The sequence below is a fragment of the Arthrobacter sp. genome (assembly GCF_031988865.1).
Lineage (GTDB): Bacteria > Actinomycetota > Actinomycetes > Actinomycetales > Micrococcaceae > Arthrobacter_B.
The window spans coordinates 262-23,696 of the sequence record NZ_DALZXY010000026.1 but is presented as its reverse complement, the minus strand read 5'-3'; the positions used below and the strand labels follow the sequence as shown (position 1 = coordinate 23,696).

Annotated in this window: 20 protein-coding genes and 1 pseudogene; 11 read left to right on the top strand and 10 right to left on the bottom strand. The window is 66.3% G+C overall.

What is annotated here, in order from left to right:
• A partial coding sequence (locus RTN46_RS07045; RefSeq protein ID WP_312180119.1) for a glycosyltransferase occupies positions 1-3,572 on the bottom strand: 3,572 nt, incomplete at its 3' end.
• Between the two features lie 29 nt (positions 3,573-3,601).
• Entirely contained in the window at positions 3,602-4,147 is a 546-nt protein-coding gene (locus RTN46_RS07040) for a WhiB family transcriptional regulator (RefSeq protein ID WP_312180118.1), read from the bottom strand.
• Positions 4,148-4,415: 268 nt separating this feature from the next.
• Between RTN46_RS07040 and RTN46_RS07035 the strand changes: the two genes are divergently transcribed.
• Positions 4,416-5,129, top strand: a complete 714-nt coding sequence (locus tag RTN46_RS07035) for a TIGR03089 family protein (protein WP_312180117.1) — start codon at positions 4,416-4,418, stop codon at positions 5,127-5,129.
• Here RTN46_RS07035 and RTN46_RS07030 read toward each other — a convergent pair.
• Entirely contained in the window at positions 5,107-5,691 is a 585-nt protein-coding gene (locus tag RTN46_RS07030) for a GtrA family protein (protein WP_312180116.1), read from the bottom strand. The genes RTN46_RS07035 and RTN46_RS07030 overlap by 23 nt on opposite strands.
• 177 nt (positions 5,692-5,868) lie before the next feature.
• Here RTN46_RS07030 and RTN46_RS07025 point away from each other — a divergent pair, with 177 nt between their 5' ends.
• The 4 genes from RTN46_RS07025 to manA all read left to right on the top strand — a co-directional run bounded on the left by RTN46_RS07025 (position 5,869) and on the right by manA (position 10,616).
• Positions 5,869-7,065: a 5-(carboxyamino)imidazole ribonucleotide synthase gene (locus RTN46_RS07025; protein WP_312180115.1), complete on the top strand. Its 1,197-nt coding sequence runs from the start codon at positions 5,869-5,871 to the stop codon at positions 7,063-7,065.
• Entirely contained in the window at positions 7,062-7,589 is a 528-nt protein-coding gene (gene purE / locus RTN46_RS07020) for a 5-(carboxyamino)imidazole ribonucleotide mutase (protein WP_312180114.1), read from the top strand. The genes RTN46_RS07025 and purE overlap by 4 nt, the downstream gene beginning before the upstream one ends.
• A gap of 9 nt (positions 7,590-7,598) precedes the next feature.
• Positions 7,599-9,215, top strand: coding sequence for an LCP family protein (locus tag RTN46_RS07015; protein ID WP_312180112.1), 1,617 nt, complete (start codon positions 7,599-7,601; stop codon positions 9,213-9,215).
• Positions 9,216-9,281: 66 nt separating this feature from the next.
• Complete coding sequence (gene manA, locus RTN46_RS07010; RefSeq protein ID WP_312180110.1) at positions 9,282-10,616, top strand: mannose-6-phosphate isomerase, class I; 1,335 nt, start codon at positions 9,282-9,284, stop codon at positions 10,614-10,616.
• Here the strand turns inward: manA and RTN46_RS07005 are convergent.
• On the bottom strand, positions 10,613-11,650 hold the full coding sequence (locus RTN46_RS07005) for a peptidoglycan bridge formation glycyltransferase FemA/FemB family protein (protein ID WP_312180109.1): 1,038 nt from the start codon (positions 11,648-11,650) through the stop codon (positions 10,613-10,615). The two genes, manA and RTN46_RS07005, sit on opposite strands and share 4 nt — an antisense overlap.
• 233 nt (positions 11,651-11,883) lie before the next feature.
• Positions 11,884-12,924 (bottom strand): class II fructose-bisphosphatase, encoded by a 1,041-nt coding sequence (gene glpX / locus RTN46_RS07000; protein ID WP_312180106.1) that lies wholly within the window; start codon positions 12,922-12,924, stop codon positions 11,884-11,886.
• Between the two features lie 199 nt (positions 12,925-13,123).
• Here glpX and RTN46_RS06995 point away from each other — a divergent pair, with 199 nt between their 5' ends.
• The 5 genes from RTN46_RS06995 to RTN46_RS06975 all read left to right on the top strand — a co-directional run bounded on the left by RTN46_RS06995 (position 13,124) and on the right by RTN46_RS06975 (position 18,461).
• Positions 13,124-13,714, top strand: a complete 591-nt coding sequence (locus RTN46_RS06995) for a DUF4245 domain-containing protein (protein WP_312180105.1) — start codon at positions 13,124-13,126, stop codon at positions 13,712-13,714.
• A gap of 87 nt (positions 13,715-13,801) precedes the next feature.
• Positions 13,802-14,467, top strand: coding sequence for a carbonic anhydrase (locus tag RTN46_RS06990; RefSeq protein ID WP_312180103.1), 666 nt, complete (start codon positions 13,802-13,804; stop codon positions 14,465-14,467).
• Positions 14,468-14,543: 76 nt separating this feature from the next.
• Positions 14,544-15,965 carry a class II fumarate hydratase gene (locus RTN46_RS06985; protein ID WP_312180102.1) on the top strand — a complete coding sequence of 474 codons (1,422 nt, stop codon included), beginning with the start codon at positions 14,544-14,546 and terminating at the stop codon, positions 15,963-15,965.
• 103 nt (positions 15,966-16,068) lie between these two features.
• Positions 16,069-16,737 (top strand): TetR family transcriptional regulator, encoded by a 669-nt coding sequence (locus RTN46_RS06980; RefSeq protein WP_312180101.1) that lies wholly within the window; start codon positions 16,069-16,071, stop codon positions 16,735-16,737.
• Positions 16,734-18,461, top strand: a complete 1,728-nt coding sequence (locus RTN46_RS06975) for an MDR family MFS transporter (RefSeq protein WP_312180100.1) — start codon at positions 16,734-16,736, stop codon at positions 18,459-18,461. Before RTN46_RS06980 ends, RTN46_RS06975 begins: the two co-directional genes overlap by 4 nt.
• A gap of 93 nt (positions 18,462-18,554) precedes the next feature.
• Here RTN46_RS06975 and RTN46_RS06970 read toward each other — a convergent pair whose 3' ends face one another.
• From RTN46_RS06970 to RTN46_RS06955, 4 genes are all read right to left on the bottom strand, one after another.
• Positions 18,555-19,025 (bottom strand): NUDIX domain-containing protein, encoded by a 471-nt coding sequence (locus RTN46_RS06970; RefSeq protein WP_312180098.1) that lies wholly within the window; start codon positions 19,023-19,025, stop codon positions 18,555-18,557.
• A 4-nt stretch (positions 19,026-19,029) separates the two neighbouring features.
• Positions 19,030-19,542, bottom strand: a complete 513-nt coding sequence (locus RTN46_RS06965; RefSeq protein ID WP_312180096.1) for an A24 family peptidase — start codon at positions 19,540-19,542, stop codon at positions 19,030-19,032.
• A 111-nt stretch (positions 19,543-19,653) separates the two neighbouring features.
• On the bottom strand, positions 19,654-20,931 hold the full coding sequence (locus RTN46_RS06960) for a PhoH family protein (protein ID WP_312180134.1): 1,278 nt from the start codon (positions 20,929-20,931) through the stop codon (positions 19,654-19,656).
• A gap of 364 nt (positions 20,932-21,295) precedes the next feature.
• A complete protein-coding gene (locus RTN46_RS06955; RefSeq protein ID WP_312180095.1) occupies positions 21,296-22,057 on the bottom strand; it encodes an isoprenyl transferase in 762 nt (253 codons plus the stop codon).
• 158 nt (positions 22,058-22,215) lie between these two features.
• Between RTN46_RS06955 and RTN46_RS06950 the strand changes: the two genes are divergently transcribed.
• Positions 22,216-22,953 (top strand): hemolysin III family protein, encoded by a 738-nt coding sequence (locus tag RTN46_RS06950; protein ID WP_312180093.1) that lies wholly within the window; start codon positions 22,216-22,218, stop codon positions 22,951-22,953.
• A gap of 5 nt (positions 22,954-22,958) precedes the next feature.
• Here RTN46_RS06950 and RTN46_RS06945 read toward each other — a convergent pair.
• Positions 22,959-23,435, bottom strand: a pseudogene (locus RTN46_RS06945) (thioredoxin domain-containing protein); the annotation flags it as partial.

The following is a 23,435-nucleotide window of genomic DNA, read 5'->3' as shown; positions in this document are numbered from 1 at the left end:
GTTGCCTTGGAGCCACCCGGTTTTGCGGTTTCTGCGGCGGGCTGCTTTGTCCGGCTGCGCTTGATCTTGGTCTTGGGTGTCCGCTCAGGCTTCTTCCTGCGCCCGGGGCCCGTACTGCGCCGGGAATCCTTCACGGGTTCCTGGGCAGCGGCAGGCAGGGGGGAATCGGCGCCGTCCGGCTTCGTCCCGGTTCCCTTGTCCGGCGGGCTGGGTTCCGGCGAACCGGGGCCAGCCCCGGGGTCCGTGCCCGGGTCCGTACCGGGTTCTGAACCCGGTTCCGTTCCCGGTTCCGTTCCGGGAACCGGGCGTGCCGGGCGTTGCTTGCCTGGCAGCCGGATCACGCCGGAGCGTGCCGGTGTGGGTACGGCCAGCAGGAGGGTGAGCCCGAAGACGATCACCTGCACGATTTCTGTCCAAGGTTCCCAGGCGCTGCGGTAATCCAGGGTGAGCGTGCCGCCGTCGGCCGGGAGCTTGAACGCCTGGGCCCATCCGTCGGTGTCAGGTTCCAGCCGGTTGCCGTCAAGGCTGGCCTGCCAGCCGGCGTCGGCACGCTCGGCCAGCACCAGACGCCGGCCGTCTTCGCCGGCCGGTATATCGGCGCGGATCGCGGTGGTCTCCGAGGGAACGAGTGCCACGGTCTGTCCGTCGGCGTCCTGGATCCGAGCTCGGGCAGTCTGCCCGGCCGCTGTTTCGGTTCCCTGCTCGTCCAGGGTGCCCACCACGCGCCACAACCAGCCGGATCCGGTTTGTCCCACCGCGGTGAGACCGGGAACCGCATCCATGCGGTCAGCCAGGAGCTCCGCGGCGGTGTCGGAGGTCTGCAGGACGACGAAGCCGACGCCAAGCCGTGCCAGCTCCGGCCTCGGGTCTACGCCCGTACCGGCGGTGATGACGGCGACGGCGCTGCGCAGTTCGGCAGTCGCCTCGTCGTCGGGGACGACGCTTTCACGCCCGGGCCCTCCCTGCACCGTGCTCGCAGTGTAGGAACCGCTAAGTCCGTCGAGGGTGCTGCCGCCGGAGCGCATCAGGGTTGCGGTGACGTCGTCCCCTGAGCCCACGGACAGCACGAGCGTGCGGGTCTGGTCCGGGCTGTTCCCCCGGTCGGCTGCTGTCGCCGGCAGGACGCGCGGATCGGTGGCCCGAACCGCCAGGCGGGTTCCGGGCTGCGCGCCGCCCGTGCCGGCTTCGGTGACGGCACCGGTGGCCTGCGGGATGGTCCAGGCGGCCAGGCTTACTGCCGGTCCGGCGCCCAGCAGGATACCCGCTGTGACGACGGCGGCGGTGACGGGCCGGCGGATGCTTCCGTCAGCCGCCCGCCGGCGGGCAAGCAGGGCGTCCATGGCCAGCAGGGCCGCGCACAGCTGTCCGAAGACGGCGGCCGAGACGAGCGGACCGGGGAAAGGCGTCACCAGGGCCGTGGCTGAACTGCCCGTGGCGAGGTAGGCCGAGGCTCCGCCCAGCAGGAGCGCGCTGATGCTGAGGAGCCATGCCAGGCGGGCAGCCGCGGCGTGGCGGGTGGTGAAAAGAGCAGCGGCGGAGGCCGCAATGACCGGCGCGCCCACCAGCAGCGCCAGCACGAGGCTCCATGGTCCGGCGGGCAGGAAGTCCAGGCCGGCAATCGGATCTGATCCGGCAAAGGCGACGGGATACCCGAGCAGCTGCTGCCACAGGGCGGCCGGTGCGAAACCCAGCGGAACGCCGGGATCCGCAGCTGCGGCGCGCAGGTTACCTGCTGCAGACAGGATCACCGGCAGGAGCAGGGCAGCCGATGGAAGCAGCGACCACCAGAGCGTGCGGGCCCGGGAGCCCAGTCGGAGCGAGACGGCCAGGACGCTGACGGCTCCGAGGACAAACAGCACGGGCGCGCTGGCGGTGAGGATTGCCAGCAGAAGGCCGGCCGCTGCTGCTGCGGTCCAGCTCGGTGTGCCGAGCACACCGGGCTTCCGCGGCGGGGTGTTGGCATCCCGGAGTGGGGCCACGTCGGCCTCGGCACGGCCTGAGCCCACGGCCCGGGCCATTGCCAGGACAGTCAGGGGCAGCAGGATGTGCGCCAGGAGTGCGCCAAGCCGTCCTTCGCCAAGCGCTACCTGCAGTGCAGGCAGGGCACCCCAGAACATCGCGGCCCAGAAGCGCAGTCCGCTGCGGCGGGTCAGTACCCCGGAAGCGAACCAGGCGCTGAGCCCGGCTAGCGGCATAGCCAGGACCACCAGGACCACGATGGCGGCGTTGGCGTTGCCGAGTCCGGCGGCGCCAAGCAGCCACAGCACATAGTCGAAAGGATCACCGTGTCCGGGGTAGCCGGCACTGGTTTCCGCCCACCAGCCGCTGGCGTTGCTCCAGATCTCCCCCAGCGTTCCGGAGACGGGAAGCAGTGCCCCTCCGGTGAGGGCCGGTGCACCAAGGAGCCGGTGCAGTCCAGTGATTGATGCCGCCGCCAGGAGGATGACGGCTGCCAGTGCCCCGGCACCGACCCAGCTGCGGGCAGGCCCGGCCAGGGCCGCGAAGTCATCGTTGGCATCGCCGGTGGGGACGTATTCCTCGGCGGTTCCGGCGTGATCCGCCAGATGGAACTTCGCTGCAGCATCGGCTTCATGGACGGAGCGGCGGTGTTCGCGTACTTCACGCGGGCCGGTGACCAGCCCACGGACCGTGCTGCGCGGCAGCCTGCGCGTCGCAGCGGCATGTTTGCGGGAGCGGTAGAGGTCAATCGGGCGGAGGACGCCCGAGATACTGGCAACCAGCGAGCCGGCAGCGTATCCGGGGTCTTTGGCGAGCATGCCCAGGAAGAACCGGCCAAAACCGCCTAGCACGGCACCCAGGGCGAGGAACGGCACCTGCCATCCGGGAGCATGCTTGAGCCGGAGGAAGATTTCCGCCTTTCGGGCGGCACCGGCGCTGGCGGCTGTATTGGGCCGGTTTCCGGCGTGCCGAATCCGTGCCGAAGGGACCACAACCACGCGGTTGCCGGCCAGGCGGTTCCGCCAGCAAAGGTCGATGTCGTCGCCGGTGCCGGGCAAGGACGGGTCAAACCCGCCGAGGCGGTCCCAGACGTCGCGCCGGATCAGCATGCCGGCAGAGTTCACCGCAAAGATATCGCTGCGCGAGTCGTACTGGCCCTGATCCAGCTCATCGGCGTCGATCATGGTCAGGCGTTCGGCCCACCGGCTGACGGAGACGCCCACATCCACGAGTTTGCGCGGGTTCTCCCATTCCACCTGTTTGGCGCCTGCGATGGTCACGGACGGCGCCAGTTCCACGGCCCGGAGCAGCTGCGCCAGGGCATCGGGATCCGGAGCTGAATCGTCGTGCAGCAGCCAGAGCCAGTCCTGTGCCCCGCTGTCGCCCTTTCGGGCCGGCAGCTGGGTCAGGCCGGTATTTACAGCGGCACCGAATCCGGCACGGGACGGCACACCCGTGACCGGACTGCCCACCGGCAGGCCAAGCTGGAGCAGCGAAGCGGATGCGTCAGTGGAGCCCGCGTCGACGCCAAGGCAGAAGTCTGCCGGCCGGGTCTGGGCCTTCAGTGCGGAGAGCGTTTCAGGGAGGTACTCGGCGCCGTTGTGGGCGACCACAACGGCACATACGCGGACGTGCGATTGAATTAGACTGCCTGCTTCCGAAGACGCCGGCGTTCCCGCTCGGACAGCCCGCCCCAGATGCCAAATCGCTCGTCGTTGGACAGAGCATACTCAAGGCACTGAGAGCGGACGTTGCACGCGGCGCAGACTTTCTTCGCGTCGCGGGTGGATCCCCCCTTTTCCGGGAAGAATGCTTCCGGGTCGGTCTGGGCGCACAGGGCGTCAGCCTGCCAGCCCAGTTCACCTTCGTCGGCGTATCCGTCCCCCAGGCCGGGCAGGCCGATCCAGAGCTTCCGCTCCTCGGTTTCGGCCGGAGCCTGGAACAGGGAGATGGGCGGGTCCAGAAGATCGGCGCCGTCGTTGTCCGTTCCGGCCAGCGCCTCGTGGGCGGCGAGGAAAGCGGTGGCGGTATCCTCAAGGCTGCCTCCGGCACCGTCACGGTAGCGGTCCGCCGCCTCGGGATCCGCAGGATCGACATACCAGTCCACCGGCACTCCCCGCGAGCCGTAGCTCGTGGAAGCCTGCGCGGCTATGTCCTGTCGGTCGTGCATCTTTTCTGCTTGCCCCATGGAGTCCTCCCGGTGTAAATGCCCCAACAGCGGATATCTGGATTCTCCCAAGCGACAATCAGCCTGCTGTGCATGCGTGTCGGTCATGGTTTGCTGGAACAAATCCGTTCCCTAATTACACGCGTGTAATACGTCCCCGTCAAGCTGTTTAGGCATCCTATAGAGTCTGAACCGTCCGGCGGTGGCGCGCCACGCCGTTAATTTTGCGCAGAACCCCTTGCCACAGCCCACCAAGCAGCACATCACTGCCCGAGCGAAAGCGAAACCCATGATCGAAAACCCGGTTCCATCCATACTGTCCACGCTCCGGACCGAGCAGGCAACCTCTCCAGCCCTGATCTGGTACGGACCGGAGGCCGAACGGGTCGAGCTCTCGGGGAAGGTCCTGGACAACTGGGTCGCCAAGACCTCGAACTTCCTCGACGAAGAACTGGACGCGGAACCGGGCACCATCCTGCACTTTGAGCTGCCCGTGCACTGGAAGACCCTGGTCTGGGCCCTCGCGGCGTGGGAAACCGGCTGCCTGATTGATCTATCGGCCGGAACGGGCGCCGGGGTAAGGGTTACGGCAACAGATCCGCAGGCGCGTGAACGGGGGGAACTGGTGGTCGTGGTGGCCCTGCCCGCACTGGCGATGGCCTGGCCGGAGGCCCTGCCTGCCGGCGCCGTGGACTACGCGGCTGAAGTCCGGTCCTTTGCCGACACCTACGCCGGCCCGGATTCCTCCGGTGTCCGAGGCAATGCCCTGGCCACCGCGCCGGGGGAAGCGGAGGTACCGTTCAGCGCACTCATCGGGAAGGAAGCCCACGGTACCGGGCCGCAGGTCCTGCTTGCTCCCGCAGCGGCCGGGCTGGCCAAGGTGCTTGGAGCGGCCCTGGCCACCTGGGCGGCCGGCGGAACCCTCGTACTTACCGGTGAGGGCGTCGAGGCCTCGGAGCGGACACTGGCGGCGGAACGGGTTACTGCTCGGCTTGAGGCCTAAGCTGCTGGGGCCCGTCGGCCAGCTGGGGCCCGTCTGAGAGCGGCTCCGGAGCAGGTTCGGACGCCACTTCGTGGGACGGGTCCAGGGTCATCTCCATCGCCAGTTCACGGGCTTCGTCTTCCGCGGAGCTGTTGAAGACCCAGTAGCGGTAAGCGAAGAACCGGACAACGGTCGCTACGCCGATTCCGATCACGCCTGCCATAAACAAGGTGCCGTTGTCCGTAATACCCAGCGGGTAACGGGCAATCCAGGTGAAGCCGGTGGAAATGAAGATGCCGATCCCGTTAATGAGGATGAACTGCACGAATTCGCGGGCCACGTTGCTCTGCCTGCGGTGACGGAAGGTCCACCAGCGGTTGGCGACCCAGGAGAACAGGGTTGCGATCGTCGCACCCGCGAACCTCGCCTTGGCCGGACTTCCTTCCATGACGGAGTGCATGAAGATCCAGGTCAGGCCGTTGTCTACGACGAAGGCGACAGCGCCAACCGTGCCGAACTTCGCTACCTCGCGCCAGAAAGCGGACGCCAGTCCCCGAAGCCAGGAAATAAATGATGTGATCATGACCCTCCGAGGCCAATTGTGCCCGGGCTGGGAACCCAGCCGGGCGGAGCTACCGCCGAGCGCTGGCACGGCAGGAAGAACCCACTTTACCTGCCGTTCTTGGGAAATGGCCGGGGCCCTGGCCAGGCCGCTCTGACGCAGAGCGGGAAAACTCTCCGGTTTCGGTAACCTGTAGAGGTGAGATTTCCAATTATTGGCGTTGTCGGTGGCGGCCAGCTGGCCCGGATGATGGCCCCTGCGGCCACAGAGCTCGGTTTTGAGCTGCGGGTCCTGGCGGAGGGCCCTGATGTATCGGCGGTAGCCGCGGTGTCCAACGCCGTCGTTGGTGACTATAAGGACTACGGAACGCTCCTGGCTTTCGCCCGCGGTGTGGACGTCCTGACTTTCGACCATGAACATGTCCCGGGGGAACACCTGCGGGCACTGCTCGCCGAAGGGGTCAATGTCCAGCCCGGGCCAGGCGCCCTGATCCATGCCCAGGACAAACTTGAAATGCGTGCCGCCGTCGACCGCCTGGGCCTGCCCAACCCCCGCTGGGCTGCCGTTTCCACGGTCGCGGACCTGATCGACTTCGGCAAGGCCACCGGCTGGCCCGTGGTGCTGAAGACTCCGCGCGGAGGCTACGACGGCAAGGGTGTGCGCATCATTGATGATGCTGCCGCGGCTTCATCCGCTGCGGACTGGTTCACCGGCACCCCGCTCCTGGCCGAAGAGAAAGTTCCCTTCACCCGTGAGCTCTCGGCGCTGATCGCCCGGACACCGGCTGGGGAAAGCGCCGCCTGGCCGGTGGTCCATTCCATCCAGGTCGACGGCGTGTGCGACGAAGTCATCGCCCCGGCACAGGACCTGGCCCCGGAAACTGCGGCGGCAGCCTCCTCCGCAGCCCTGCGGATCGCCGCTGAACTCGGGGTGACCGGTGTCATGGCAGCAGAACTGTTTGAAACGCCTGGCCGCGGTCCCGGATTCCTGATCAATGAACTGGCCATGCGCCCGCACAACTCCGGGCACTGGACCATGGACGGTTCCGTGACTGGCCAGTTCGAGCAGCACCTACGCGCTGTCCTGGACCTCCCGCTCGGCGGAACGGAAGTCCTCGGCGGTGTCGTCGTGATGAAGAACTTCCTGGGCGGCGAGAACCCCGACCTTTTCCGCGGCACCACGCTTGCAATGGCGGCCGAACCGGCTGCGAAGGTCCATAATTACGGCAAGTCGGTGCGCCCCGGCCGGAAGATCGGGCACGTTAACGTTGTTGGAGCGTCCGCAGCAGACCTGCCCGCGGTACGGCGCAGCGCCGAGCGGGCTGCCGTAATTATCCGCGACGGCCGGGAACCGGACCGCCTGCCGGAGAATGAAGTAAACGAGGAGATGTCATGAGCACCGCCAAGACGCCGCTGGTCGGCCTGGTCATGGGGTCCGATTCGGACTGGCCCGTGATGAATGCCGCCGCTGCCGCCCTGGCCGAATTCGGCATTCCCTACGAGGCCGACGTCGTGTCCGCCCACCGGATGCCCGCCGAAATGATCGCCTACGGTCAGGAAGCCCACCACCGCGGCCTGCGGATCCTCATCGCCGGTGCCGGCGGCGCCGCGCACCTGCCGGGGATGCTGGCCGCGGTTACTCCCCTGCCGGTGATCGGCGTCCCGGTGCCCCTGAAGTATCTGGACGGTATGGACTCACTGCTGTCGATTGTGCAGATGCCCGCAGGAGTTCCCGTGGCAACCGTGTCCATCGGCGGTGCCCGCAACGCCGGCCTGCTGGCCGTTCGGATGCTCGCGGCGGGCACGGACCCGCTGGCCGCAAAGCTCCAGCAGCAGCTCATCGACTTCGCCGCCGATCTCCGCCAGACCGCCATGGCAAAAGGTGCGCGCCTGCGGACTTCGGTCACGGAAAGCGAATAGGGACAGCGGATGGGCAGGACAGAGACGAATGCCTCAGGAGCAGTCTTTACGGATCCGGTCCGCTACCCGCAGTCCGCTTCCCCCCAGGCACGCACCAAGCGCGCTTTTATCCTGCTGCTGCTGACCCTCTTCCTCCCAGGCTCCGCGCAGATCGTCGCGGGTGACCGCAGGCTTGGCCGGCGTGCTCTCCAGGTCACGTTCGTAGTCTGGGCAGCCGTCATCACGGTGCTCGTCCTGGCGTTTACCAACCGGATCCTGCTGGTAAATATCTTTACCAACGGATGGAGCTCCTTCCTGCTCATGGCCGCCTTGGCGCTGCTGGCGGTTGGCTGGGCCCTGCTGTTCCTGAATACTTTCCGGATCATCCGTCCGCCGCTGCTGCAGCGGAACGTCCGTCCGGCGGTGGCCGGCGCACTGGCCGTGCTGATGGTCGTTACCAGCGGTGGCTTGGCCTACGGGGCCTGGCTGCTCAACGTCAGCCGCCAGACGTTCGGAAGCATCTTCGCTTCCGGTCCTGCGTTCGATCCGGTGGATGGCCGCTATAACTTCCTGCTGCTGGGCGGCGACGCCGGTGCGGACCGCACCGGCCTGCGCCCTGACAGCATGTCGGTTTTCAGCGTCGACGCGAAAACCGGCGAGATTGTCACTTTCGGGCTTCCCCGCAATCTCCAGAATGCGCCGTTCACCGAGGATTCGCCCCTCTGGCGGGTCTACCCCGAAGGGTACAACTGCGGTGACGAGTGCATCCTGAACAGCCTCTATCCGGTCGTCACCGAACAGTACGCCGATCTCTACCCCGGTTCCGAGGACCCGGGCGCTGAAGCCATGATGGACGCTGCCGGCGGCATCCTTGGCCTTGAGATACAGTCCTACGTCATTGTGGATATGGAAGGCTTCTCCCAGCTCATTGATGCCATGGGCGGCGTGAAGATCAATGCCGGCGGCTGGGTGCCGATCACGGCCGGTGAAATCCCCGGCACCAACCAGCACTATCCCCCGGACGGCTGGATTGCCCCGGGTCCGCAGACCATGGACGGCTACACCGCCCTCTGGTATGCCCGGTCCCGTGAATTCGTGACGGACTTCCACCGGATCGAGCGCCAGCAGTGCGTGCAGCAGGCCATGGTCGCCCAGCTGGATCCAACAACGTTGCTCACGCGCTTCCAGGCCATTGCCTCGGCCGGCGAGCAGGTTGTTCACACGGACATCCCGCAGGACCAGCTCGGCAGCTTCGTGGACCTGGCGCTGAAATCCAAGGACCATGAGGTGCAGCGGATGACCATCGGCCCGCCTGATTTTGGCACCGCGGCGGATAACTTCGCGACCTATCCCGACTTCGGCCTCATCCACGCCCGTGTCCAGGAAAAGCTTGCCCCGTCTCCTGCCGCCGCTGAGGCACCCGATGCAGGAGCAGCCGACTCCGGAGACGGCGCGGCCCCCGCTGCGCCGGAAGAGGATTCCGGCAGCAACGAACCGGCACCGGAGGCACCAGCAGCAGATCCCACGGTTCCGGAGGGACAGACTCAGGAAATCACTGAGGAGTACCTGCAGGAGCTGGCTACGATCGGCGACGCCGCCACACTCAGCACGCTCCTCGACAACAACGGTAACTGCAGCGCAGGCTAAGCCGTGGACTCCCCTGCACCCTGTGTGCCGGCTGCACCGGCACGGACCAGCACCTGAAAGAGGACCATGTACCTGCTTGCCGGAACACTCCGCCCCTATGCCTGGGGATCGACCACTGCCATGGCTGAGCTCTTTGGCCGGGATCCCAGCGGGGAACCGGAGGCGGAACTCTGGTTTGGCGCCCACCCGGGGGCCCCATCCCGCATCACCGCACCGCAGGGTGGTGCCGCCACGCTGGATGAGCTCATCGGCGCGGATCCGGAAACTGCCCTGGGCCGTGAGAGCCTCGCCGTTCACGGGCCGTCCCTGCCGTTCCTGGCCAAGGTCCTCGCTGCGGGCTCGCCGCTGTCCCTGCAGGTCCATCCCACCCAGGAACAGGCCCGGGCAGGCTTCGCCGCCGAGGACGCGGCCGGCGTCGACCGTTCCGCTTCCAACCGCAATTACAAGGATCCCAACCACAAGCCCGAGATGATTTTCGCGCTGACCAGATTCGAGGCGCTGTGCGGCTTCCGCGAACCTGCCGACGCCGCCCGGCTGTTCCGCAGCCTGTCGCAGCTTCTTGAGGACTCTGGCCGCCCCTCTCCCGCACTGTTGGCGGAGTCCGCGTCCGATCTGGACGCCGGCCGGCCGGACCCCGAGAAACTGGAGAAAGTCTTCCGGCGCCTGATCGGCGGCGGTGAAGAGGTGCGGGAAACCGTTACGGCAGCAGCCGAAACGGTCCGGGCCCTGGACCCGGAATCACGCACGGACCTTGACCCGGCCCTGGCGGGGATCGACGAGCTCGATGGATATTACCCGGCCGACCCCGGCGTCCTGATCTCGCTGCTCCTGAACCGGGTCTCCCTGCACCCAGGGGAAGCCATCTATTTGCCGGCCGGTAACGTCCATGCGTACCTCAGCGGGCTGGGGGTAGAGGTCATGGCGTCTTCGGACAACGTCCTCCGCGGTGGCCTGACTCCCAAGCACGTGGACATTCCCGAACTGCTGAAGACCGTCGACTTCCGGCCGCTGGGGGTTCCCCGTGTCGAAGCCGAAGTCACCGGACTGGGGCAGGAACTCTACCGGCCGCCGTTCAGCGAGTTCTCCCTCCAGCGCCTGGAACTGGCGCAGACCGCGGCGGACGCCCCGCCGAGCATGTCCGCCGCCGACGTCCCGGTGCACCAAAACGGCCCCACACTGGTCTTCGCCCTGCGCGGATCGCTGGTCCTGGACACGCCGAAGCAGGACCTGGTCCTGGATCCCGGGGACTGCGCGTTTATCCCGGCCGATGAGTCGCCGGTGATCGCCAAGCTGGCGGCCCACTCCGCGCAGCACGACGACGGCGCCCTGGCCTTTGCGGTAACCACCGGCAGTGCGGGCGCTGCGGCTGCCGTCCCGGACGAACCGCAGCTGGAGCTCTAGCGGCTGCCGGTCCCCCTGAGGCGCCCGCGGAGCCCGGACACGGCCCCCCGCGCCTTGCGGAGCGCGCTCTTGGCCAGCGGCAATGCCGTTGTGAAGACCGGGTACAGCGGGGACAGCGGTTTGTCCCACGTCCCGGCCAGCAGGTCCTCGTGCTGTGCCCAGCCCATCTTGAACTTGGAAACGCCGTCGTTGAGCAGCCCGTTGAAGTCGTAGCGGGTTACGCCGCGTTCCTTCATTTCCCGGATTGCCAGCCACTTGAGTGCGTAGTTGGCACGGAGGCGTTCACCTTCCTCCGTCATGCCGCCGTACAGTTCAAAGGCGGTGCCGGCGCTCGTCGAGAGCCAGAGGAACGCCACGACGTCTCCGCCCTTAAACGCCGCATAAACCGGTGAATCCGTGCCCAGGTTCTCGAAGATGTCCTGGTAGTAGCCGTCCTCGTGGATGCCGAACCCGGCCCGCTCCGCCGTCTGCTTGTACACGTCCAGGCACTGCGGAATTTCTTCGCGGGTAACAGCCCGGTACACCAGGTCCTCGCGGCCGGACTTGCGGATGTACTGGCGGTGCTTCTTGCTCATCCCGGCCAGCAGCTCGTCTTCGCTGAGGGCGAGGTCCAGGATCAGCGTGCGCGGAATGAGGATCGTATTGGTGCTGTGCCGGAAACCCGCGCCAGGCAACGCAAGCGTGGCGTCGGCGTCCGCATCCCAGTCCGGCTCGATCGTCAGGGCCACCGCCCGGTGGGTTTGCTTGGCATAGGCGGCGACGGCGTCGAGCAGCTGCCCCTCCTGGCCCGGCTCCCCCTGGGGACCGCGGGGAATGTAGGCCAGAGCCCGGAAGGGAAACGGCAGCCGGCGGAGCAGGAGCTGGGCGCAGCCCACCACCTCGCCACCCTCGGAGAGGAGGAGCCGCTCAGCCTTCCAACCGTGGTCTGCCTTCGTCTTCCCCCACCCCCACAGCTGCTGCGGATGCCCGTTGAACCGGTTGACGTAGCCGTCCCAGGCAGACGGATCAGTGCAGGAAGTAACGCTCAGTGTCATGCCATCAAGCCTACGTGGAAGCCGTGGCAGGCTCCGAACGCGCCGCCGCGGCGTTCCTCATACCCATTTATAAAAGGACCGGTGCGGCAGGCCGTTTGGGTAAGGACCGGGGCAAGGGGCCAGAGCAGCCAGGGCAGGCGGTCATCGGACGCGAAAGAGGGACCCGTTCCAGATGCCGGGTCCCTCTTTTCACGTGCAACTTCTCCGCAGCTTACCCGCAGCGGGCCTGGTTCCTAGCGGACCCGGGCGTAGGACTCCCACTTGTGCGACTGGTGTTCGCCGTCGACCACCCGGATGGTCCCGGACTTGGAACGCATCACGATGGACTGGGTCAGCACGCGGTCCTTCTTGTAGCGCACGCCACGCAGCAGGTCGCCGTCGGTGATGCCGGTTGCCGCGAAGTAGCAGTTGTCGCTGGTGACCAGGTCATTGGTGGACATCACACGGTCCAGGTCATGGCCGGCGTCAATCGCCTTCTGCTTTTCTTCATCCGAGGTGGGCCACAGACGGCCCTGGATGACGCCGCCGAGCGTCTTGATCGCGCAGGCGGTGATAATTCCCTCGGGCGTTCCGCCGATGCCCATCAGCGCATCGACGTCGGTTCCTTCGCGCGCTGCGGCGATACCGCCGGCGACGTCGCCGTCCATCAGCATCCGGGTCCGGGCGCCGGCGTCCCGGATCTCCTGCACCAGCGGCTTATGCCGGTCGCGGTCCAGGATCATCACGTTGAGCTGGTTGATCTTCTTGCCCTTGGCCTTGGCAATTAGGTGCAGGTTCTGCTTGACCGGCAGGCGCAGGTCAACCATGTCAGCGGCCTCGGGGCCGGTGACCAGCTTTTCCATGTAGAAGACCGCTGAGGGGTCGAACATGGTGCCGCGTTCGGCGACGGCCAGCACAGCCAGCGCATTGTTGATGCCCAGGGCCGTAAGGCGCGTCCCATCGATCGGGTCAACGGCGACGTCGCAGAGGGCTCCGGTGCCGTCGCCCACGTGTTCGCCGTTGTAGAGCATCGGAGCTTCGTCCTTCTCGCCTTCGCCGATGACCACTACGCCGTTGAAGTGGACCGAGGAAATAAGCGAACGCATGGCATCGACCGCTGCGCCGTCGGCGGCGTTCTTGTCACCAAAACCGACCCAGTGGCCGCCGGCGATTGCCGCGGCCTCAGTGACGCGCACCAGTTCGAGCGCAAGGTTCCGGTCCGGCTCGTCGTCGCCGACTGCCAGGGCGGGGGAAAGAGTTGAGTACTGGGCACCTTGGGACACGTTTAACCTCATCTTTGAAATTTCGGGTTCCAGCCATTCGGTGAGCAACACCAAGCAGCCGCCCGCGGGCTGATCCTTGTACCGATCATAGTCGCCAACCGGTTCCACCCACCGCAGCGGCATCAGTTTTACCTCCCCGGGCGCACGTCCCGCCCGGCTCGGAAAGGGGACGGAATAGGACTTGCCGGGCCGGATAGGCGATTATGGAAGGGTGAGTGAGCAGCCGCAGCCCGATGAGCCCGTAGTAACCCCAACCCTGACCGCGAAGCAGGCCAAACGCGCCAACGCGACGGTCGTGGGCATGCTGATTGCCACCGGCATCACCTTGGCGATCGTGCTGCTGCCGGTGTTGCTGAATCCGTACGAGAAGCCGCAGGTGCGCGACGTCGACGTCCAGGCCATCGCCTCGGAAGCGGCACCCGATGCCGGCTACGACCCACTGGCCCCCGACCTGCCCGAGGGCTGGACCTCCAACTACGCGCGCTGGGACTCGGGGATCAACTCTGGAGTCCCCACCTGGGAAGTGGGATATCTCACTCCGGACTGGGACTTCATCCGCCTCACCGAAACGGCCTCGGCCAACCCGACCTGGATTTCCCAGACAACTGACGATTCCGTAGTGTCCGGCGAGCGGACCACCGGCGGCACCACCTGGCAGCTGCGGGACGGCGCTGACGGCGAGGCTCACCTGGTGGCCGAGGTCAACGGCATGACCGTGATCCTGAGTTCCGAGGCGGACCTGGCCACCGTGGATGTGCTCGCCGAAGCAGTGCTGCAGGACCTCGCCGCCTCCAACGGCTAGCATCCGCTGCCTTGTCCATGTCCGGATTCCGGGTCTGATTGCGGTAACAGAGCCCCGGGAGTGCGGACGGGGCACTATTGTTGAACGGTGACTGAAATCAACAGCCCCCTTAGTGCTCCCGTCACTCCGGCAGAAGCGTGGCAGCGCCTCCGCGAAGGAAATGACCGCTTCATCGCCGGCAGCTCCCAGCACCCCAACCAGGACGCTCCAAGGCGCAGCTCCTTGGTCAACCAGCAGAACCCCTTCGCTGTCATCTTCGGCTGCTCGGATTCCCGGCTCGCCGCTGAAATCATCTTCGACCTTGGCCTCGGCGACGCCTTTGTGGTCCGCACCGCCGGCCAGGTGACCGACGACGCCGTCCTCGGGTCCCTGGAATACAGTGTGGGCGTCCTGGGCGTCCCGCTGATCGTGGTCCTCGGCCACGACAGCTGCGGTGCAGTCACAGCCACGAAGGAATCAGTCGATACCGGTTCCATGCCCGCCGGGCACGTCCGCACGCTGGTCGAGCGCATCACCCCCTCTGTCCTCGCCGCCAAGCGGAACGGCCTGAGCGAGGTCAATGACATGGTGGTGGAGCACACCCGGCAAACGGCCGAAAGGCTGGTGGAGGACTCCCGGCTGATTTCCGATGCGGTGGCGTCCGGACGCGCCGCCGTGGTCGGCCTTTCCTACCATCTGGCCGCCGGCCGGGCAGACCTGGTCTCCAGCATCGGGAATCTGACCACCGGCGTCGAGGACCTGGCGGCCGGGTAGCTGAGCGCTCCGAAACGCGCCGTCTTTGCGACACGCGTTTTAGCCCCCGGCTCCCCCGCCCACTAGGCTTGGAGCCATGACTTCTGACTCCGCTGAATACCGCATTGAACATGACACGATGGGTGAGGTCCGCGTCCCGGTAAACGCCCTTTACCGCGCGCAGACCCAGCGCGCCGTGGAGAACTTCCCGATTTCGGGCAAGCCGCTGGATGACGCGCACATCGAGGCCCTGGCCCGCATCAAGAAGGCTGCTGCCACCGCCAACGCCGAACTCGGAGTGCTCGACGCCGAGCGCGCCGGCGCCATCGCGTCCGCCGCCGACGAAGTCGCCGCCGGCAAGCACTACGGCCAGTTCCCGATCGATGTGTTCCAGACCGGTTCCGGAACATCCTCGAACATGAACACCAACGAGGTCCTCGCCGAGCTCGCCACCCGCGCCCTGAAGGCAGCAGGCAGCGAGACCACTGTTCACCCGAACGACCACGTCAACGCGTCCCAGTCCTCCAACGACGTCTTCCCGACCTCGGTCCACGTCGCCGCGACCTCCGCGCTGATCAACAACCTGGTCCCCGCTCTGGAGCACCTCGCCGCCTCACTGGAGCGCAAGGCCGAGGAATTCAAGGACGTTGTGAAGTCCGGCCGCACCCACCTGATGGATGCCACCCCCGTGACCCTGGGCCAGGAATTCGGCGGCTACGCAGCACAGGTCCGCTACGGCATCGAACGTGTCCAGGCTTCCCTGCCCCGCGTGGCCGAGGTTCCGCTGGGCGGCACCGCCGTTGGCACCGGCATCAACACCCCTGCCGGCTTCCCGCAGCGCGTGATCGAACTGCTGGCTGCCGATACCGGCCTGCCGCTGACCGAGGCCCGTGACCACTTCGAATCCCAGGCCAACCGCGACGCCCTCGTCGAGGTTTCGGGGATGCTGCGCACCATTGCGGTGTCCTTCTCCAAGATCGCCAATGACCTGCGCTGGATGGGTTCGGGCCCCAACACGGGCCTCGGCGAAATCGCCATCCCCGACCTCCAGCCGGGCTCCTCGATCATGCCGGGCAAGGTCAACCCGGTCATCTCCGAAGCAGTCATGCAGGTCGCCGCGCAGGTCGTGGGCAACGACGCCGCCATCGCCTGGGCCGGCACCTTCGGCTACTTCGAGCTGAACGTGGGCATCCCCGTCATCGCCTCGAACCTGCTCGAGTCCATCCGCCTGCTCGCCAACTCCTCGGTGATCATGGCGGACAAGATGATCGACGGCATCGAAGCCAACGTGGAGCGTGCCCGCTACCTGGCCGAGGCCTCCCCCTCGATCGTGACCCCGCTGAACAAGTACATCGGCTACGAGAACGCGGCGAAGATCGCCAAGTTCGCGGTCAAGGAAGGCAAGACCATCCGCCAGGCCGTCGTCGAACTAGGCTTCGTGGAACGCGGCGAGGTGACCGAGGAGCAGCTCGATTCCGCCCTCGATGTCCTCTCGATGACGAAGCCGCCGCAGGCCTAGCCAACCCCAATATCCGGCGAAGGATGCCTGGCCGCTTGGCCGGGCATCCTTCGCCGTTTCCATCGGTTTGCACTTATGAGTGCAGAGTGCAAAACTTTACTCCGTGACAAATAGTGCATCGGAATCGGGCAGTGGCCTGCGCGAACGCAAACGCACCGCCACCCGGGTCGCCATTACGACGGCGGCCAGGATCCTGACTGCCGAGCACGGCGCCAACGGCTTCACCGTCGAGGAACTGTGCGAGAAGGTCGGCATTTCCCGCCGCACCTTCTTCAACTACTTCCCGGCCAAGGAAGACGCGATCCTGGGTTCTCCTGTGGATGACCTGCCCGAAGACCTGGTCCGCCGTTTCATCGACGGCGGCGAGGATTCCCGCCCGGGCGAGCTCTCCAGCACCCTGCTGGCCGATTTCGTGGATCTCGCGGTGGGCATGATGGACCGCATGGCCATTTCCCGCAACGAAATGGTCATGCTCAAGAACGCAATCGCGGCTGAGCCCCGGCTGCTCCAGAAGGCCATGCACGGTTCCCAGGCCGCCCAGGACGCGTTTGCCTCGATGGTCTCGGAGCGGGAATCGCTGCCCGCCGACGACCCCCGGGTCCGTGCTGCGATCACCGTTTTCGGCGCCCTGGTACAGGACACCGGACCGAAGTTCTTTGACCAGGAGAACACCGTGTCCTACCGCAGGATGCTCGTTGAGGCAGTGAATTCCGCCCGCGAGGTCTTTTCCCTCTCTTCTCCCCTCTCCTACCCCCTTGAGGACACCGAATGACCACCACCGCCGCACGCGCCTCCGGGCCGCTGCTGCTGACCCAGAAGCGCATCTGGATCATCTTTTCCGCACTGATCGCAGGCATGCTGCTGTCCAGTCTCGACCAGACAATCGTTTCCACCGCCATGCCCACCATCGTGGGCGAGCTCGGCGGCGTCGAGCACCAGACCTGGATCACCACCGCCTACCTGCTGGCCACCACCATCGTGATGCCGATTTACGGCAAGTTCGGTGACGTCCTGGGCCGGCGCAACCTGTTCCTCTTCGCGATCGCGCTCTTTACGGTCGCGTCCGTGGGCTGTTCCCTGGCCACCGATTTCTGGGGCTTCGTTGTTTTCCGCGCCATCCAGGGCCTGGGCGGCGGCGGTCTGATGATCCTTTCCCAGGCGATCATCGCTGACATCGTGCCGGCCAACGAGCGCGGCAAGTATCTCGGTCCGCTCGGTGGCATCTTCGGCCTTTCCGCTGTGGCCGGCCCGCTCCTCGGCGGTTTCTTCGTCGACCACATGACCTGGCAGTGGGCGTTCTACATCAACATTCCGGTAGGCATCATCGCGTTCCTGATCGCCTTCTTCGCCCTGACACTGCCCAACAAGAAAGCCGAAAAGCGGATCGACTTCGGCGGTGTGGTGCTGCTCTCAATTGCCACTACCTGCCTGATTTTCTTCACCGACTTCGGCGGCCGCGCAGACCACGGCTGGACCGATCCGGCCACCCTGGCCTTCGGTGCCGGCCTGCTGGTGGCCGCGTTCGGCTTTGTGCTGGTTGAGCGCCGGGCCCAGGATCCGATCATTCCGCTGAGCCTGTTCAAGAACCCGATCTTCGTGAACAGCACCGCCATCGGCTTCACGCTGGGCATGGGCATGTTCGCCTCCATTGCCTTTGTCCCCACCTTCCTGCAGATGTCCACTGGCACCTCGGCAGCCGTTTCCGGCCTGCTGATGCTGCCCATGATGGTGGGCATGATGGGTACTTCGATTTGGTCCGGCCTGGCTATCACCAAGTCCGGCAAGTACAAGAAGTATCCGATCGCCGGTGCTGCCCTGGTGATCGTGGCCATGCTCTGGCTGACCACGCTCGCCGCCTCGACCCCGGTGTGGGTGATCTGCGCGCAGCTCTTCGTCTTCGGCGCGGGTCTGGGCCTGATCATGCAGGTTGTGGTCCTGGTGGTACAGAACTCCGTTCCGGTGGACCAGATCGGCACCGCCACCTCGTCCAACAACTATTTCCGCGAGGTTGGCGCGTCCCTGGGCGTCGCGATCTTCGGCGCGATGTTCACCACCCGGCTTTCCGAGAACCTTATGGGTGTCTTCTCCGGCGCGGGCATGGACGCGGCTGCTGCCGGCGAGGCTACCGCCACGCTGCAGCCTGCGGCGCTGGAAGCGCTGCCCGAACCGGTCCGGGACGGAATCGTCACGGCCTACGCGGATTCGCTGGCTCCGGTGTTCTGGTACCTGATTCCGTTCCTGGTCATCGCCCTGGTCCTGGCCTTCTTCCTCAAGCAGATCCCGCTCTCCGACGTCGCCGGCATGGTTGCCCGGGGCGAGGCCATCGGCGGTGAAGAGGCCGTACGGCTGGAGGCTGAGCGTGAAGCCGCTCTCCGCGGCGAGGCGGCGGCCCCAGGCTCCGAGCCGGGCTCCGAGCCCGTCACTGTCCCGGATGTTCCCGCTGAGCCGGACGGGTCGGCAGAGGCTGCGCGCGGGTCGGACGGCCCGTCCCGCTAGGGAACGCCCCACGAGGGAAGATCCTGCAGAGAACGGCGAAGGGCCGGCCACCTTGGTGCCGGCCCTTCGCCGTTCCCATAAACCGCGTGCCTCTCAGGTTTCAAAGACCGGGACGCCAGTGGAGGTGCGGGCCAGGTCGATCAGCATCCGGTGCCGGGTGTTGAGTTCCGGCAGGGCGTCGAGGGCGAACCAGGCCACGTCGCTGGACTCGTCGTCGTTCACGCGGGCCGTCCCGGCGACGTAGGAGCAGCTGAACGCCAGGTTCAGGAACTGGCAGCGGTCCAGGTTGGGGAACGTGACGGGGTCGGTGGTGCCCACATGGATCAGGTGCTCCAGCTTGGCCTGCACACCGGTTTCCTCTTCCACTTCCCGAAGCAGACCGGGGCCGGGTTCCTCCCCCGGTTCCAGGATGCCGGTGATGATGGTCCAGCGGCCGTTGTCCGCACGGCGGCAGAGGAGCACCTCGGACGCCTGGTTGAAAACGACGGCGGCTACGCCGGGCACCCAGAGCAGGTCATGGCCGACTTTTTCGCGCAGGGACAGGATGAAGTCGGGTGTGGGCATCCTCCTACTGTAGGGCAGGCGCCAGGAGTGCCACGGCGGCGCCCGCGAGCATAAAGGGACCGAAGGCGATCCGGGTCTTACCGGTGCCCCGGCCGGCCAGGATCAGGCCAAGTCCCCAAATGCCGCCCAGCACGAATCCCGCAGCCGCGCCCGCGGCCACCTGCATCCACCCGGCATAGCCCAGGAAAAGCCCCAGCACGCCGGCCAGTTTGACGTCGCCCAGTCCCAGGCCAGCGGGGCTGATAACCCGCAGCAGGAAGTACCCGGCCAGCAGCACCACGGCTCCTGAGGCCATCCCTGCCAGCCGCCCCGGTTCTCCGGCAGCCAGGCCCGCTGCACAAAGCAGCAGGCCCGCGGCCGGATAAGCAGGAAGCACCAGCCGGTCAGGCAGCCGGTGGCTGCGGATGTCCTCCACCGCCAGCAGGACCGAGAGCACGGCGAGGTACCCCAGGGCAGCCAGCAAAAACCACGCGGCTGCCCGGTCCTGGCTCCAGTACTCCCCTACGATCCCCCACATGCGCCCTACCGTACGTCACGGTTGCCGGAGCTGGCAGCGGCTTGTTCCGGGGTGGGGATAAAGCCAACGGTTCCTGTCCCCGTGACACGCCGGGCGGGGACAGGACCCGGGTTAGCCGATCCCGCCGTCCTCCAGCAGTTCCGTGACCAGGGCTGCGATCGGAGAGCGCTCGGACCGGGTCAGTGTCATGTGGGCAAACAGCGGATGGCCCTTGAGCGTTTCGACCACGGCGGCGATACCGTCGTGGCGGCCGACCCGAAGGTTATCCCGCTGGGCGACGTCGTGCGTCAGGACCACTTTGGAGTTCTGGCCGATGCGTGAGAGCACGGTCAGCAGCACGTTTTTCTCCAGTGACTGGGCCTCGTCCACGATTACGAAGGAATCGTGCAGGGAACGTCCGCGGATGTGGGTCAGCGGCAGGACTTCGAGCATGCCGCGGTCCAGCACCTCCTCCACGACTTCCTTGGAGACCAGCGCCTCCAGGGTGTCGAATACTGCCTGCCCCCACGGCCCCATTTTTTCAGCCTCGCTGCCGGGCAGGTACCCCAGTTCCTGGCCGCCGACGGCGTAGAGCGGGCGGAAGACCACCACTTTCCGATGCTCCTGGCGCTCCAGCACCGCTTCCAGCCCTGCGCACAGGGCAAGGGCCGATTTTCCGGTGCCGGCGCGTCCGCCCAGCGAGACGATCCCGACCTCCGGGTCCATCAGCATCTCGATCGCCAGCCGCTGCTCTGCTGAACGGCCATGCAGCCCAAAAACGTCGCGGTCTCCCCGGACCAGGCGCACCTGCTTGTCGGTGCCCACCCGGCCCAGGGCGGACGAGCGGCCAGCCAGCAGGACCAGCCCGGTATTGACGGGCAGTTCGGCGGCCTCCGGAAGAAAAACTGGTTCATGGTCATACAGCGCGTTGACCTCGGCGTCACCGGTTTCCAGTTCAACCATCCCGGTCCACCCCGTATCGCGGACCAGCTCGTTCCGGTATTCGTCGGCCGTGAGCCCCACGGCGGCTGCTTTCACGCGCAGGGGCAGGTCCTTGGAGACCACGGTGATGCTGCGTCCCTCGTCCGCAAGATTGCGGGCGACGGCGAGGATCCGGCTGTCATTGTCGCTTCCCCTGATCCCCATCGGCAGCACGTCCAGGGAGACATGGTTCAACTCCACCCGCAGCGTTCCGCCGGCGTCGCCGATCGGTATCGGGCCTTCAAGTCCGCCGTGCTGCACCCGCAGGTCATCCAGGAGCCGCAGCGCGGCCCTGGCGAAGTAACCCAGTTCCGGATCGCTGCGTTTGCTTTCCAGTTCACTGATGACCACCAAGGGCAGGATGACCTCGTGTTCGGCGAAACGCAGGATCGCCTTCGGATCCGACAACAGGACGGAGGTGTCAAGCACAAACCCGAGCGGCTGTTGCTCAGGTGCTCCGGCAGGTGCCTGGACGGATGTGTTGGTTACGGCCACTTAGAACTCCAGTCAGGGACCGTAGGCCCCGATTAGCTAGAAGTGTGGGTATCCGCAGGCCGGCACAGAAGGCCGGGCTGCGGCCTCCTCAACACACGGTGTGTGAGCATCCGGCCTCCGGTTCCATCAGCATGGGGCTGATCGATACGACCAAGCTAACCCAGGCTCCGCTCCGCTGAACACAGGGACACGATGCAGTTCTCCTGCCGGGTGTCTTCAAGCTGTGTACCTGTTGTTGCAGGTTTGCCCTGCTTGTTTGCCAGGAGTGCGGGAAGCACAGGAGGGCGGGAAGGCCGGGCTAGGAGCCGAACCGGCGCTGGCGGTTCGCGTAGTCACGCAGGGCCCGAAGGAAGTCCACCCGGCGGAAGTCGGGCCAGAGTGCTTCGCAGAAGTAGAACTCGCTGTAGGCGCTCTGCCACATGAGGAAGCCGGAGAGCCGTTGTTCTCCGGAGGTGCGGATCACCAGCTCAGGATCAGGCTGTCCCCGGGTGTAGAGGTACTCGGAAATCTGCGCGTCGCTCAGATTATCGGTGATCTCATCGATGGGCCTGCCCTGTTTCTGGGCGTCGCGCAGCAGTTCCTTGACGGCGTCGACAATTTCCCGCCGCCCACCGTACCCGATGGCTACGTTGACGTGCAGACCGGTCGCCGAGGCGGTGCTTTCGCCCAGCCGGGCTAGCTGGCCCGAAAGCTCCGGAGGGAGGATCTCCAGGGCGCCCACGGGCTGGACCCGCAGGTCGCCCTTTTCACCCAGACGGTCCAGCGTGTTCGCGATGATGCCCAGGAGCGGTTCCAGCTCGTCCGGATCGCGGTTGAGGTTGTCAGTGGAGAGCATGTAGAGCGTCACTACCCGTACACCGAGCTCTTCGCACCAGCCCAGGAATTCGAGGATCTTATCCGCCCCCGCCTGGTGCCCGTCGGCGGTCGGGGCTCCGGCGAGTTTTGCCCAGCGGCGGTTGCCGTCCACCATCACCCCGATATGCTCGGGGATACGGTCCTTGACCAGGCTGCGCCGCAGCTTCCGCTCGTAGTAGGCATAGACCACACCGGGAAACCGCACGGGTGATTCACCTGCCTCTTGTGTGTTGGTGATCCGCTTCGAACACGGAATCTGCTTTTTTCAAGGCTACCGTGCGGCGCCGCCGCCGCTGTGCAAGTCGGAACCGAAACGATGCTACTGCTTAGTAACCTACCGGGTCGTAAGTTAGGATTATGAGCATGACTTCACCCTCGCGGCGAGTGCCAGTCCAGCAGGATCCGGAGTCCCGCACAGCTCCGGGACCCCTTGAATCGGCTGTTGAGTCCGTAGCCGCTGCGCTGGAAATCAAGCCTCGCCTGCGCGGCTGGCTTCATGCAGGTGCAGCACCCCTGGCGCTGGCTGCGGGCATCGTCCTCGTGGCCCTGGCTCCGACTACAGGTACCCGCATTGCCTCCGCGGTCTATGCCCTGACCGGAATCCTGCTCTTCGGCGTCTCTGCGGTCTACCACCGCGGCAACTGGACTCCGCCCGTGAAGAAGATCCTCAAGCGCCTGGACCACACCAATATCATGCTGGTGATCGCCGGGTCCTACACCCCGCTGGCTGTCTCCCTGCTCCCCCGTGACACGGCAGAGGTGCTGCTGTGGATCATCTGGTCCGGAGCCGTCGCCGGAGTTGCCTTCCGCCTGCTGTGGCTGAATGCTCCCCGCTGGCTCTATACGCCTGTCTACATCGCTCTCGGACTGGCTGCCGTCTTCTACATCCCGGACTTCTGGTCGGTGAACCCTGCCATCGCCGTCCTGGTGATGGCCGGTGGGGCGGCTTACATCGCGGGCGCGGTGATCTATGCCCTGAAACGCCCGAACCCTTCCGTGAACTGGTTCGGCTTCCATGAGATCTTCCATGCCTTCACCCTGGTGGGCTTCGCCTGCCATTACGCAGCCATCATGATGGCCGTGCTCTCGGTCCAGGGCTGACCGGCCTAGCCGGCCGCCTGGAGCTGCGACAGCAGGTCCTCCGCTGTTGCCACCGGCCGGCGGCACGCCATTGCGCGGCAGACATAGGCCAGCGCCGGAACCTCCGTCTCCCGTCCAGCCAGCAGCGGCACCGCGTCCGCCGGGCCGTGGGCGATCACCAGGGACGGCCCTCCCGCATTCCGGCCAACCGTAAGGAGGCCGGCCACCGCTGCGGGGTCGGAACCGGTGACCGCCAGTTCGCGCGGTCCGTCTTCCAGCGCCTGCTGCACGGACATGGCCCAGCCCACTGCCTGGGGCGCGGCCGGGGCGGCCCGCCGCACATGTGAGGTCAGCGCTTCGGCCAGGGCGCGGTGGCGCGTTGAGCCGCTGTACGCAGAGGACGTCAACAGTACGCCAGCGAACAGGGCAGTGCCGCTCGGAACGGCATCATCCAGCGGGCTGGCAGCAGATATACCGCCCTGGGCCTGCCGGACCTCCGCTGA